We start from the raw sequence: 12,048 nt of genomic DNA, 5'->3' as shown, positions 1-12,048 counted from the left end.
GCGTCCCTTCGGAGATGTCTGTTCGAGAGCCATATGGGTCATGTGTATGAATCTCGTACGCCATATTGAACGCCGCACGGGTCGGCGTGACTGTGTGCGGCCAACGCGGCCCGGGTTGGTCACACTGCTGAACGGAACGTAGAGGGCAAGCGCTTTCTAGTCAACGCTTCACGCAGACGGTATTCGGCCACCCCTGATGGGCGCCGAGAGCGAATTCTTTCGAGCCGTGGGAGCGCTTCCATGAGGCTCATGTCCATGTCACGATGCGACCGGCGGAGCGAACCGCCCGCCTGACTCCGTCAGCTGAAGGGGCCGTTCCTGCTGACCGGCCCCACCTCCGTCCACTGCCACCGACCACCGTCGAAGCACCGTCGTACCACGTCCCCAGAGCCGACCAGGAAGGGACAAGGACGTGCCCACCACCCCCCGCACCACCGCGCGCAGGCCGCTGCGTTCGGTATTCGTGGCGCTCCTCGGAGCGCTCGTGCCGCTGCTCGCGGCCACCGTGCTCACCGCTCCCGCGGCCACGGCCCGCCCCGCCAAGGCCGCCGCGGCCCTGACCGAGGTCACCAACTTCGGCACCAACCCCAGCAACCTCCAGATGTACCTGTACGTGCCGGGCAACGTCACCGCGCACCCGGCTGTCGTGGTCGCCGTGCACTACTGCACCGGCTCCGGACCGGCCATGTACTCCGGCACCGAGTGGGCCTCACTGGCCGACCGCTACGGGTTCGTGGTCGTCTATCCCTCGGTCACCCGCGCCAGCAAGTGCTTCGACGTGTCATCGCCCCAGGCGTTGAAGCGGGGCGGCGGCAGCGACCCCGTCGGCATCAAGTCCATGGTCGACTGGGTCACCCGCACCTACGGCGCCGACACGTCGAAGATCTTCGCCACCGGGATCTCCTCCGGCGCGATGATGACGAACGTCCTGCTGGGCGACTATCCCGACGTGTTCGCCGCGGGCGCCGCCTTCGCCGGCGTGCCGTTCGGATGCTTCGCCACCACCAACGGTTCCGAGTGGAACAGCGAGTGCGCGAACGGCACGATCTCCCACACCCCGCAGGAGTGGGGCAACCTGGTCCGCGCCGCCTACCCCGGCTACACCGGCCCCCGGCCGAGGATGCAGACCTGGCACGGCACCGAGGACGACGTGCTGCGCTATCCCAACTTCGGCGAGCAGATCAAGGAATGGACGAACGTCCTCGGCGTCAGCCAGACCCCGGCCGCCACCGACTCGCCCGTCGCCGGCTGGACCCGTACCCGCTACGGCTCCACCGGTGACCGTGCCCCCGTCGAGGCGATCAGCGTCCAGGGCGTCGGCCACAACGTCTACGGCTCCGGCATGGCCGCCCGCGCGCTCACCTTCTTCGGTCTCGACAGCTCGGGTCCCGGGCCCCAGCCCCAGCCGGGCGCCTGCAAGGTGACGGCGACGACCAGCGCCTGGAGCACCGGCCTCACCGGTTCGGTGACCCTGACCAACACCGGTACGTCGTCGGTCGACGGCTGGAAACTCGGCTTCACCCTGCCCTCGGGCCAGACCATCACCAACGGCTGGGGCGCCACCTACGCCCCGGCGTCCGGGGCGGTCACCGCGACCAACGTGGCGTACAACGGGACGATCGCCCCGAACGCGAGCGTGACCATCGGCTATCAGGCGAACCATGCGGGCAACAGCGCGGCCCCGACGGGGTTCACGCTGAACGGGAAGGCATGCACGTGAACTGAGCGCGGAGCAACAAGGGGTGGCCCCGGGTCCACAACCCGAGGGCACCCCTTGTCGGGTCGCCTCTCCCAGATCTACCGGCGCACGGCCAAGATGAACAGCCTGCGCCGGGACGACCCTCTTCCGGGCCTTGACGACGCCCTGCTTGACGCCGCCGCCCGGCAGGCCGTCCGTTTCGAGGGCTGACTGCGCCGGGTCGGCCGCCGGTTCTCAACGCGCCTTCGGACGCGGACAGTTCGCTGAATTCGGCGGCGGGCCGCCGATCTGGGCGCCGATGGCACGTCACCCGTACCAGCGTGGCTTCGGGCCACCCAGGCGCCAACCACGCCCGCTATCGGACATCATTCGCAGTGCTCCGGCCTTCAGGCCGGGGGTGAAGCGAATCTTGTGGCTGCGACGCGGAGTGTCGCGGTCTCGTTCCGGCGGAGCCGGACGCGCGCGCTTCGTGACGGTGACGGATCGTCCATATGTTCCCGGTGACGACCTGGGTTCGACTTACCTAGTGTGATCGTCATGCAGCTCCGGTACGCCTTCCGCCTGTACCCCGACGCCGCTCAGCAGGCCTCGCTGGCCAGGGCGTTCGGGTGTGCCCGCGTCGTGTTCAACGACGCCGTGCGTGCCCGTGAGGACGCCCGTAAGGCCGGGCGGCCGTTCCCGAAGGCCGGGGAGCTGTCCACGCGCTTGATCACTGAGGCCAAGCGGACCGTGGAGCGGTCCTGGCTGGGCGAGGTGTCCGCGGTGGTGCTCCAGCAGTCCCTGCGGGACGCCGAGAGCGCGTACCGCAACTTCTTCGCCTCCCTCAAGGGCACCCGCAAGGGGCCCAGGATCGGCCCGCCCCGCTTCAAGTCCCGCAAGGACAACCGCCAGTCGATCCGGTTCACCGCCAACGCCCGCTGGAACATCACCGGCAGCCGCCGTCTGAACCTGCCGAAGATCGGCACGGTGAAGGTGAAGTGGTCACGCCCGCTGCCCGCCACTCCCACCTCGGTCACCGTCATCAAGGACGCGGCCGGGCGGTACTTCGCCTCCTTCGTCATCGACACTGACGCCAACGCCGATGCCGCCCGCATGCCCGACACCGGCCAGACGGTCGGCATCGATCTCGGCCTCACTCACTTCGCGGTCCTCTCGGACGGCACGAAGATCGACTCCCCGCGCTTTCTTCGGCGTGCGGAGAAGAAGCTGAAGAAAGCCCAGCGGGAGCTGTCCCGCAAACAGAAAGGTTCGAAGAACCGGGCCAAGGCCCGTCTCAAGGTCGCCCGCGCCCATGCCGAGGTCGCCGACGCACGCCGTGAGTTCCACCACCAGCTCTCCACGAAGCTGATTACCGATAACCAAGGGATCGCCGTGGAGGACCTGTCGGTGGCGGGACTGGCTCGCACCAGGCTGGCCAAGTCCGTGCACGACGCCGGATGGTCCTCGTTCATCAACATGCTCCAGTACAAGGCGGAACGGTACGGCCGCACCCTGGTGAAGATCGGCCGGTTCGAGCCGACCTCCCAGACCTGCTCCACCTGCGGGATCAAGCACGGACCCAAACCCCTGCACGTCCGGAAGTGGACGTGTACCGCATGCGGCACCGTCCACGACCGGGACACCAACGCCGCGATCAACGTGAAGACGGCCGCCGGACTGGCGGTATCGGCCTGCGGAGCGCCGGTAAGACCGGGAGCCATCCCGGCACAGCGTGAAGAAACAGGAAGCCACGGATTCCCGACCGAGCCCCGTGCCGCGTAGCGGCACAGCAACGATCGAGAAGGCCAGAATCCTCGGGCTTCAGCCTGAGGTGCAAGTCAACCGGTCATCGACCGCGCGCCGCGGTCAGCAGCGAATCCCAGTCGGGCAGCTTGGTCACGCTCCGCCCCAGCGAGGCCCCCAGCTCCGCCTCGGCCCGCTCGATCGCCTGCCACCCCGTCCACTCCACCGGCGCGATTCCCTCGGCCCGCAGCGCCGTGAGCGGATCGTCGGGGAGGTCGGCGGACACGAGGACGGGGCGGTCCTCCAGCATCGAGGCCACCGTCTCCTTGGCGCACGGCCGGTTGGTGCCGATGACGCCCGCGGGGCCCCGCTTGATCCAGCCGGCCACGTACTCGCCGGGCGCGACCACGCCCTCGCGCAGGATCCGCCCGGCCAGATGGGGCACCGTGCCGGTCGCCGGGTCGAACGGCAGCCCCTCCAGGGGCACTCCGCGGTAGCCCACCGAGCGCAGCACCAGCTGGGCCTCGATCACCTCGAACCGGCCCGTCCCCGTCACCCCGCCCCGTCCGTCCGGCACCGTCCGCTCGAAACGCACCGCCCCCACATGCCCGTCGTCGGCGAGGAGTTCCACGGGCCGCAGGAAGAACCGCAGACCGATCCGGCGCGCCGCGGCCGGTGCGGCCGGGGCGTTCGCCCAGCCCCGCAGTACCTCGACGTTGCGGCGCTGTGCGGCGGGCAGCGCGGTGGGGTCCTGGTAGGCCGGATCGAGTGCCAACTCCTCCTGCTCCACGGCCACTTCGGTGCCCGGCAGGGTGCCCAGCTCACGCAGCTCCTTGGTGGTGAAGCGGGCCTGGGAGGGGCCGCGCCGCCCCACCATGTGGATGTCGGTCACCTGGCTCGCGGCCAGTGCGGCCAGCGGCGCCTGCGGCATGTCGGTCGGGTTCAGCTCCGCCAGGCCCCGGGCCAGCATCCGGGTGACGTCCACGGCGACGTTGCCCACGCCGATGACCACCGCGGAGCGGGCTCCGACGACGAAACCGTCGGCGGCGGAATCCGGATGCGCGCTGTACCAGGACACGAACTCGGTCGCTGACCAGCTGCCCGGCAGGTCCTCTCCGGGGATCCCCAGGTGCCGGTCGGTGGCGGCGCCCACGCAGTACACCACGGCGTGGTACAGCTCCCGCAGCCGGTCGGCCGGTACCCCGCCGGGGCCGACCTGGACGCCTCCGAGGAAGCGCACCCGTTCGTGCTCCAGCACCATCCGCAGGGTGTTCTGCAGCGACTTGATCTTCTCGTGGTCCGGCGCCACGCCGTACCGCACCAGGCCGTACGGACACGGCAGCCGGTCCAGGACGTCGACCAGCACCTCGGCGTCCTGCTGGACCAGGCTCTGGGCGGTGTAGCACCCGCTCGGCCCGGACCCGACGACGGCGACACGGAACACGACGGAACTCCTAACCCGAGGGATCCCCAGGAGTCACTCTTCCAGGATCGCACCGGCACCGCCGCACTGACAGGGGCCGTGCGTGGTACGGGCGTGCGTGTCCGTGCGGATGGAATGTGATCATGCGGTTACGTTGCGTGTGTGCTAGAAGCATCCTTTCTTAATCTTTCTGATCGTTGTCCGGCCGACGGAACGGTGTCCGTGGGGCCCGCGTGGGAAGTGCGGGAGGACGGGGGCGTGACGTCGTGGTTCGACGTCCGGCTGGAGTTCACCGACGGTGCCCGGGTCGCCGCGCTCGCCGTGGTGTCCGAACGGGGCGTCTCGGTCGAGGACGTCCGAGCCCGGCCCGCGCTGTCGCTCGAGGACCTGGCCGAGCTCGCCGACTGGATCGAGGGGCCCCTTTTCGAGGTCTGCGGCGCAGGGCCCGAGCCCGTCGCCGAGGCGGCCGGGCCGCGCCGTGCCCGTCCCGCGTGGCCGCGTGGCATCGAGGGGCGACGGCTGGTCGCGCAGGAGTACCGCGCGGCCCAGGCGGAGGGGGGCGACCCCGTCCTCGCGGTGATGTACGCGACCGGACACAGCCGCCGCAGGTCCCTCAGGCTGATCGCGCAGGCCCGTGACGCCGGACTGCTGACACCACGCCACGCGCGGCCGTGAGCGGCGCCGTCGCCGGGCCGTGGGTCACGGCATGGCCCGCATCCGGGTGATCTCGCTGGTCTGCTGGGCGATCACGTCGTCGGCCATCTCCTCGATCCGCACGTTGTTGCCCCGCGCCTTGACGTCCGTGGCCATGGTGATCGCACCCTCGTGATGGGTGATCATCAAGGTGAGGAAGAGCTGGTCGAAGGCCGCACCCCGGGCGGCCCGCAACTTCTTCAGCTGTGCCTCGGTCGCCATGCCGGGCATCACGGTGTGCTGGTGCCCGCCCCCCTTCTCGTCCTCACCGTGCTCGGTCAGCCAGCCCCGCATGCTGGTGATCTCCGGCCCCTGTGCGGCGGCGATCCGCTCGGCGAGCGCCTTGACCTTCGTCGACCGGGCGCGCTTCGGGGCCAGTTCGGTCATCTCCAGTGCCTGGGTGTGATGCTCGATCATCATGCGGGCGTAGCCGACGTCCGCCGTGTTCGGGGTGTCGTCGTCGACGCGCTGGGCCTGCGCGTCCTCGGCGGACATCGTGCGGTTCGCCTCGCCGGGCTTGCCGGGCACCAGCACCGAGGGGCCGCTCTTCGTGGCCGGCTTCGGGTCCGCACCGGAGTCGCAGGCCCCGAGTCCGAGAACGGACAGGGCGACCAGTGCGGTCGTGGCGAGGGGTGCGCGCGACAGACGGCGGAAGGGCACAACGACCTCCGGTGGCAGGCGGGATGAGGGGCACCTCGTGAGTGCTGATGACCGTCCTAGCACGCTCGGGCGCATCACTGATCGAAAACCTTCATTACAGGCTCGTTGCCCACTGTTGATATGGGCATGGCTAAGACGATACTGCGGGGTGCGTGAACCGTTCACACCGAACGGATCAAGGAGGGAACAGTGATCCTGTTAAGCAATGCCCGAACACGGCACAGACGCCTGGGAGTTGCGACGGCGGCCGTCGGCCTGCTGGCCGCGCTGCTGACGGCGGTCCCGGCGGCCGCGACCCCCGACCCCGGGGACGCGCCCGCCAAGAGCAAGGAGGTGTCCAAGAGCGTCGAGGCCGAGGTCCGGGCGGCGATCGCTCAGGACGAGATACCGGCCCCGGACCAGATCGTCCACTCCGCCAACATCAAGCACCTCGCCAACGTCCCCAAGGACGTTCTGCCCGGCACCAATTCGGACCTCGCCTTCCGGGGCAAGTACGCCTTCGCCGGCAACTATGACGGCTTCCGCATCTTCGACATCAGCAACCCGAAGACGCCGAGAACCGTCGCCCAGGTCCTGTGCCCCGGCTCGCAGAACGACATCACCGTCTCCGGCAACCTGCTGTTCCTGTCCACGGACTCCTCGCGCAGCGACAGCAGTTGCAACAGCACCACGCAGCCCGCCACCGAGAAGTCGTCGTGGGAGGGCATGAAGGTCTTCGACATCAGCGACAAGACCAACCCGAGGTATGTCGCCGCCGTCGAGACCGCCTGCGGCTCGCACACCCACACGCTGGTGCCGGAACGCAAGAACGTCTACATCTACGTCTCCTCGTACTCGCCGAGCGCCACCTACCCCGACTGCCAGCCGCCGCACGACGGCATCTCGGTCATCAAGGTGCCGCGCAAGGCCCCCGAGAAGGCGGCGGTCGTGAACTTCCCGGTGCTCTTCCCCGGTGAGGGCCCGGACGGCGGCGGCAACCCCGGGGCACCCACCAACCCGGGTGTCTCCAAGACCACCGGCTGCCACGACATCACCGTGCTGCCCTCGAAGGACCTGGCGGCGGGCGCCTGCATGGGCGACGGCATCCTGTTCTCCATCAAGGACCCCGAGCGTCCGAAGGTCATCGACCGGGTGCAGGACAACGTGAACTTCGCGTTCTGGCACTCGGCGACCTTCAACCAGAAGGCCGACAAGGTCGTCTTCACCGACGAGCTGGGCGGCGGCGGCGCGGCCACCTGCAACGCGGCGATCGGCCCGAACCGCGGCGCCGACGGCATCTACGACATCGTGGGCAGGGGTGACCACCGCAAGCTGGTCTTCCGCAGCTACTTCAAGATCCCGCGCCACCAGGCCGACACCGAGAACTGCGTGGCCCACAACGGCTCGCTGATCCCGGTCAAGGGCAAGGACCTCATGGTTCAGGCGTGGTACCAGGGCGGCGTCTCCGTCTGGGACTTCACCAACTCCTCGAAGCCCAAGGAGATCGCGTACTTCGAGCGCGGCCCGCTGACCACCGACGCACTCACGGTGGGCGGTGCCTGGTCGGCGTACTACTACAACGGCTACATCTACTCCAACGACATCGCCAAGGGCTTCGACGTGCTGAAGCTCGACGACCGGCGCACCGACCCGGCCAAGCGGGTCCGGCTGGGCGAGCTCAACGTCCAGACGCAGCCGGACTACTTCGACTGACCGTCCCGGTCGCGTTCCGGCGCGGCCCCGGTCGCGAAGAATCTCGACAGATCCGTGTCGCTGGTCCCGTCGGACGCCGTGCTGGTGTCCGGCGGGACCCCCTGCTCCCAGTCGATCCGGTAGCGCTCGAACAACTCGGCCCGCAGCACCGGCACGGGCATCGGCGCGCCGGGCACCAACGCCGCGTAGACCGCGCCCATCAGCAGCGCGCGCAGCATCGGGTAGTCGGCGTCGACGTCCCGCGAGCCGTCGCGGGCCACGGTGTCGCGCAGCAGCTCGGCCAGCCGTCGCTGCTCCGGGCACGGCACGAAGCCCTCGGCCTGCAGCAGCCCGGCCATGTGCTGGCGCATCAGCACGGGCCGGTCGCGGGCCAGTCCCAGGATCGCGTCGATGGCCCGGGCCATCCGCTCCCGGCCGTCCGCGGTGCGCGGCTCGCGCTCCAGCGCCTCCTCCAGCGTGCGGTGCATCAGCCGGTGCACGGCGGACTGCACCAGCGTGCGCTTGCCGGGGAAGTAGTACGACACCAGCCCGCGGGCGGAGCCGGCCCGGTCCGCGATGTCGCCGAGCGTCGTCGCCTCGTACCCGCGCTCGCTGACCAGCTCGACCGCCGCCTGGAGCAGCCGCTCCCGGGAACGCCGCCGCAACTCTTCATTGACCGAGGCGCTGCGCGGGGACATGCTGAAACTCCTGCGTTGACTGGCTGCCAGCCAACTATACTCAGTACGTCCGGACCAACCCTGTGAGGGCGCGGTCGGGGCTGCCGTCTGCCCTGGGCGACGCGGGGGATCGTCCAGGGTGGGCGAGCATCTCGCCCCAGTGGTGGCCTTGGGCTACTTTCCGTCGGCACTCCGGGTCGGCCCGGGGGCTCGGTTTCCTGCCCGTTCGGCGGAGCCGGCCGGGGCAGCGGGCGGAGGTCAGGCGACCAGGTCGAGTACCGGCCGCAGTCCGTCCGGTCGTTGCGTCACCGGCAGATGGTCCACGAAGTGCACCCCGCAGCCCAGCGTCGTCGCGCCGCCGTCCGCCCGCCGGTCGTCGCCGACCATCAGGACGTCGCGGGGATCGGCGTCGAGCGCCGCGCAGGCGGTCGCGAACAGTCGCGGGTCGGGTTTCTGGATGCCGTGCTCGTACGACAGCACGTAGCTGTCGATGTACGGGTCGAGCCCGTGCTCGCGGAACACCGGCCGCAGATCCCAGCCGATGTTGCTGACCACACCCACCCTGGTCCCGCGCTCGCGCAGGGTGCGCAGCACCTCGGCGGCGTCGGGGTACGGGGCCCAGGCGGCCGGGGTCATGTGCCGCTCGTACAGCGCGTCGTGCAACGCGGGGTCGGGCAGCGGAACTTGGCGGGACAGGCCGGTGTACGCGGCCCGGTGCAGCTCGGCGCTCTGGTCGCGGATCGCCCAGAGGGGGGCGAGCTCGTCGGGGACCGGACGTATCGCGGAAGCCCCGCCCGGCAGCGCGCCGACGCTCTCCAGCTCCTGTGCCGCCCGCAGCAACTCGGGCTCAGGGAGGTCGATTTCGGTCTGCGTCAGGATCGCTCGCAGCCACGATTCGCCGGACTCGATACGGAAGAGGGTCCCTGAGAAGTCGAACAACACGGCAGCCATGGAGTGATCCTACGAGGTGGTCCTACGAGGCCGGATGTCCCGCCGCCGCTGTGCCCGGCCGCCATCGCAGGTGGGCCAGGACCGCCAGGGCCACCACCAGCGCGCCCAGAAGCCAGCCGCCGATCACGTCCGTGGACCAGTGGACGCCGAGCCAGATCCGGGTCACGCCGACACCGACGACGGAGACCACGGAGAGGGTCAGCGCCGTGCTCCACAGGGCGCGGCCCGCGCCGTGGCGGTGGAGCAGCCACAGGAGCAGACCGCAGACGACGGTGGCGGTCATGGCGTGGCCCGAGGGGAAGGCCGCGTAATGCGCGGTGTCGACGGGGTCGGGCCAGCTGGGCCGCGCCCGGCCGACCGCGGTCTTGAGCGTCTGCTGCACCAGGGTGCCCAGAGCGCAGGTGGCGGCCAGCCACCCGGCCGTCCACCAGTCCGCGTGCCGCCACACCAGCCACACCACGACGACCGCGCACAGCAGACGCATCGTCCACGGGTCCCAGATCCAGTCCGTCAGGATGCGGAACGCGTGGGTGACACCGCGTTCGTCCACCGCCCAGCGGTGCGTGGTCCGGGCGATGTCCTCATCGAAGGTGATCAGGGGCGGCCACGCCACCGCGACCAGCACGAGGAGCAGCGTGGAGCACAGCGCGAGGACACCGGCAGCGCGGGCCGCGGTGCGGTGCGCCGGCGGGCGGGGTGGGGACTCGACGGGCGGTGTGTGCATGGTGCGATCCTCGCCGACCTGTGGGGCGTGAGGCCAATCCCGGGTGCGAGCGGGCCGACGTCGAGACGCCCTCGGGCGAAATCACCGTGCCTTCGGGGCTCCGACGGTCCGGGTGACGCGTCCCGGCGGTCATCCCAGCGCGCGTAGCCCCGGCACGAACGCCACCAGCACCGGGACGACCGGAACCAGCGCGGCGGCCGCGGTCAGCCGCACTCGGCGGGCCGCGGTGAAGCGGTTCGGGGGAGCCAGCAGGCGTCGCACCCGCTGGGGCAGATGGGCGTGCGGCGCCGGAGCGGGGCCGAACACGCCCCGGTCCTCGTTGAGTTCGACCAGGGCGAGCGCGGTGGTCAGCCGGCCGAAGCGGCGGGACGCCATGTCGTCGGCGGCGAGTTCGACCAGCCGGTGCATCTCGTCGCGGAACGCGGCGAACACCAGAACCTGCGGAAACCCGCCGGCCAGGGCGGCCGAGCAGTGCAGCAGCCAGTCGTGCCGGGCCTGGGCGTGCCCCTCCTCGTGTGCGGCGAGAGCGTCCAGTTGCCGCCCCTTCAGGCGGCGCAACGCGGCCGTGGTGACGACGAGCCGCGGTCTCGCACCCGACAGCCACCACGCGTCGGGCCGCTCACCCTCCAGCACCACGAGCCGATTGCCGGGTTCCTCACCGGGCAACAGCGGGGCCCTGACGAGGAGCTCCTCCCGCCGCAGTCGGTGTCGGGCCCGCGCGCGGACCACCTCACGCACCAGCATCGCCGCACTCCACATGCCGCCACAGGCCAGTGCCACCGCGGTGGCCGCGGCCCACGGACCGGCCGTTTTCAGCGTGTAGGCCTCGACGACGGTGTTCGGCGCGGACGCGAACACCTGGCCACGGACCGCCTGCCAGGCCACCGCCGCGCTGAGCGTCATCGACAGCGCGCAGCACACCAGGACGGCCGCCACCACGCACTGCCACACCCACAGGGCGAGGACGGGTTCGTGGTCCGCCCAGTCGGCCCGGGCCAGTAGCCGGGGAGCGACGACGGCGGTCAGGGCACCGAGCAGCAACAGTGCCGCGGGGAGCATCATGGCAGCAGCCTATGAGCGCGACACCGCTCACAGGTACGGTCTCCAGGACCGAAGTGACGCAGGCAACGGTACGCACAGGGGGCCTGTCCGCACCTCAGAGCGTCAGCAGCATCGCCACCATCGCGATCCCCATCGACAGCCGGCACGCCCGCGCCAGTTCCGGCCGGTCCCCCCACCCCACGGCCTCGCCCCCGCCGCCGACCGGAACCAGCCGTACCCCGGACAGCAGGACGTACCCCGCGAAGTAGAGCAGCAGCACGCCCGTCACCAGCGGCACCCCGGCGCCGCCGTGGCCGCCGTGCTGCCCGGGGGAGGCGGCCATGACCGCGGCCATGTAGACCATGGCCAGCGCCCCCACGAGGTGGTGCAGGTGATGGGCGCCGGTACGCGCCGACCACAGGGCGTGCAGCGCGGCCGCGCCGAAGACGACGGCATAGGCGGGCCAGGCCCATGACGGCGGGGTGAACACCGCCCCCGGTACGGCCATCGCGGCCATGCCGAAACCCATCAGCGCCTCGCCACCCGCGGCCCGGCGCTGCTCCTCGACGCCACTGCGCATCCGCCTGAGGCAGTACGCCCCGGTCGCCGCGCACAGCACCACCAGCAGCCAACCGGGCGAAGTCGGTCCGTGCACGCCCACCACCCCGCTCGACGGTGCCCGACGGTCGGTCAAGGAATGCCCCGGCCCCGCGGCGCGCAAGCGAGCGCAAGGGTGTACACGGGGAGCATTCGACGGAGCACAGCAGGTCAGCGGATATTTTTTACA

Annotated in this window: 11 protein-coding genes and 1 pseudogene; 5 read left to right on the top strand and 7 right to left on the bottom strand. The window is 70.6% G+C overall.

Annotated elements, in window-relative coordinates:
* Nucleotides 1-412 precede the first annotated feature (412 nt).
* From ACFYRY_RS04405 to ACFYRY_RS04395, 3 genes and pseudogenes are all read left to right on the top strand, one after another.
* Complete coding sequence (locus ACFYRY_RS04405) at nucleotides 413-1,720, top strand: PHB depolymerase family esterase (protein WP_389139826.1); 1,308 nt, start codon at nucleotides 413-415, stop codon at nucleotides 1,718-1,720.
* A gap of 57 nt (nucleotides 1,721-1,777) precedes the next feature.
* Nucleotides 1,778-1,909: pseudogene (locus ACFYRY_RS04400) on the top strand (transcriptional regulator); the annotation flags it as partial.
* 327 nt (nucleotides 1,910-2,236) lie between these two features.
* Nucleotides 2,237-3,460, top strand: coding sequence for an RNA-guided endonuclease InsQ/TnpB family protein (locus tag ACFYRY_RS04395; protein ID WP_389139823.1), 1,224 nt, complete (start codon nucleotides 2,237-2,239; stop codon nucleotides 3,458-3,460).
* A 64-nt stretch (nucleotides 3,461-3,524) separates the two neighbouring features.
* Here ACFYRY_RS04395 and ACFYRY_RS04390 read toward each other — a convergent pair whose 3' ends face one another.
* Nucleotides 3,525-4,865: an FAD-dependent oxidoreductase gene (locus tag ACFYRY_RS04390; RefSeq protein WP_389139821.1), complete on the bottom strand. Its 1,341-nt coding sequence runs from the start codon at nucleotides 4,863-4,865 to the stop codon at nucleotides 3,525-3,527.
* Between the two features lie 195 nt (nucleotides 4,866-5,060).
* Between ACFYRY_RS04390 and ACFYRY_RS04385 the strand changes: the two genes are divergently transcribed.
* Nucleotides 5,061-5,519 (top strand): DUF6214 family protein, encoded by a 459-nt coding sequence (locus tag ACFYRY_RS04385; RefSeq protein WP_389139818.1) that lies wholly within the window; start codon nucleotides 5,061-5,063, stop codon nucleotides 5,517-5,519.
* A 24-nt stretch (nucleotides 5,520-5,543) separates the two neighbouring features.
* On the opposite strand, the gene ACFYRY_RS04380 is transcribed toward ACFYRY_RS04385, so the two are convergent.
* The gene (locus tag ACFYRY_RS04380; RefSeq protein WP_389139815.1) at nucleotides 5,544-6,197 is read right to left on the bottom strand and encodes a DUF305 domain-containing protein; all 654 of its coding nucleotides are present in this window, start codon (nucleotides 6,195-6,197) and stop codon (nucleotides 5,544-5,546) included.
* A gap of 189 nt (nucleotides 6,198-6,386) precedes the next feature.
* Here ACFYRY_RS04380 and ACFYRY_RS04375 point away from each other — a divergent pair, with 189 nt between their 5' ends.
* Nucleotides 6,387-7,889: an LVIVD repeat-containing protein gene (locus ACFYRY_RS04375; protein WP_389139812.1), complete on the top strand. Its 1,503-nt coding sequence runs from the start codon at nucleotides 6,387-6,389 to the stop codon at nucleotides 7,887-7,889.
* Here the strand turns inward: ACFYRY_RS04375 and ACFYRY_RS04370 are convergent.
* The 5 genes from ACFYRY_RS04370 to ACFYRY_RS04350 form a co-directional block, all read right to left on the bottom strand.
* Entirely contained in the window at nucleotides 7,877-8,566 is a 690-nt protein-coding gene (locus tag ACFYRY_RS04370; RefSeq protein ID WP_389139810.1) for a TetR/AcrR family transcriptional regulator, read from the bottom strand. The two genes, ACFYRY_RS04375 and ACFYRY_RS04370, sit on opposite strands and share 13 nt — an antisense overlap.
* 237 nt (nucleotides 8,567-8,803) lie before the next feature.
* A complete protein-coding gene (locus ACFYRY_RS04365) occupies nucleotides 8,804-9,496 on the bottom strand; it encodes an HAD family hydrolase (protein ID WP_389139807.1) in 693 nt (230 codons plus the stop codon).
* A 22-nt stretch (nucleotides 9,497-9,518) separates the two neighbouring features.
* Nucleotides 9,519-10,220, bottom strand: coding sequence for a phosphatase PAP2 family protein (locus ACFYRY_RS04360; protein ID WP_389139804.1), 702 nt, complete (start codon nucleotides 10,218-10,220; stop codon nucleotides 9,519-9,521).
* A 129-nt stretch (nucleotides 10,221-10,349) separates the two neighbouring features.
* Nucleotides 10,350-11,282: a M56 family metallopeptidase gene (locus ACFYRY_RS04355; RefSeq protein WP_389139801.1), complete on the bottom strand. Its 933-nt coding sequence runs from the start codon at nucleotides 11,280-11,282 to the stop codon at nucleotides 10,350-10,352.
* A 94-nt stretch (nucleotides 11,283-11,376) separates the two neighbouring features.
* Complete coding sequence (locus tag ACFYRY_RS04350; RefSeq protein ID WP_389139798.1) at nucleotides 11,377-11,916, bottom strand: DUF5134 domain-containing protein; 540 nt, start codon at nucleotides 11,914-11,916, stop codon at nucleotides 11,377-11,379.
* Between the last annotated feature and the right edge of the window lie 132 nt (nucleotides 11,917-12,048).

Origin of the sequence: Streptomyces sp. NPDC005263 (genome assembly GCF_042872365.1) — a bacterium.
In the GTDB taxonomy this organism is placed as follows: Bacteria; Actinomycetota; Actinomycetes; order Streptomycetales; family Streptomycetaceae; genus Streptomyces.
The sequence above is the reverse complement of the archived record's forward strand: the minus strand, read 5'-3'. Positions and strand labels throughout refer to the sequence as shown.

Excerpts from the sequence above, each read along its gene's own strand:
- ACFYRY_RS04395 (WP_389139823.1), top strand. The coding sequence starts at position 2,237 with ATGCAGCTCCGGTACGCCTTCCGCCTGTACCCCGACGCCGCTCAGCAG.
- ACFYRY_RS04355 (WP_389139801.1), bottom strand. The coding sequence starts at position 11,282 with ATGATGCTCCCCGCGGCACTGTTGCTGCTCGGTGCCCTGACCGCCGTC.
- ACFYRY_RS04370 (WP_389139810.1), bottom strand. The coding sequence starts at position 8,566 with ATGTCCCCGCGCAGCGCCTCGGTCAATGAAGAGTTGCGGCGGCGTTCC.
- ACFYRY_RS04365 (WP_389139807.1), bottom strand. The coding sequence starts at position 9,496 with ATGGCTGCCGTGTTGTTCGACTTCTCAGGGACCCTCTTCCGTATCGAG.
- ACFYRY_RS04360 (WP_389139804.1), bottom strand. The coding sequence starts at position 10,220 with ATGCACACACCGCCCGTCGAGTCCCCACCCCGCCCGCCGGCGCACCGC.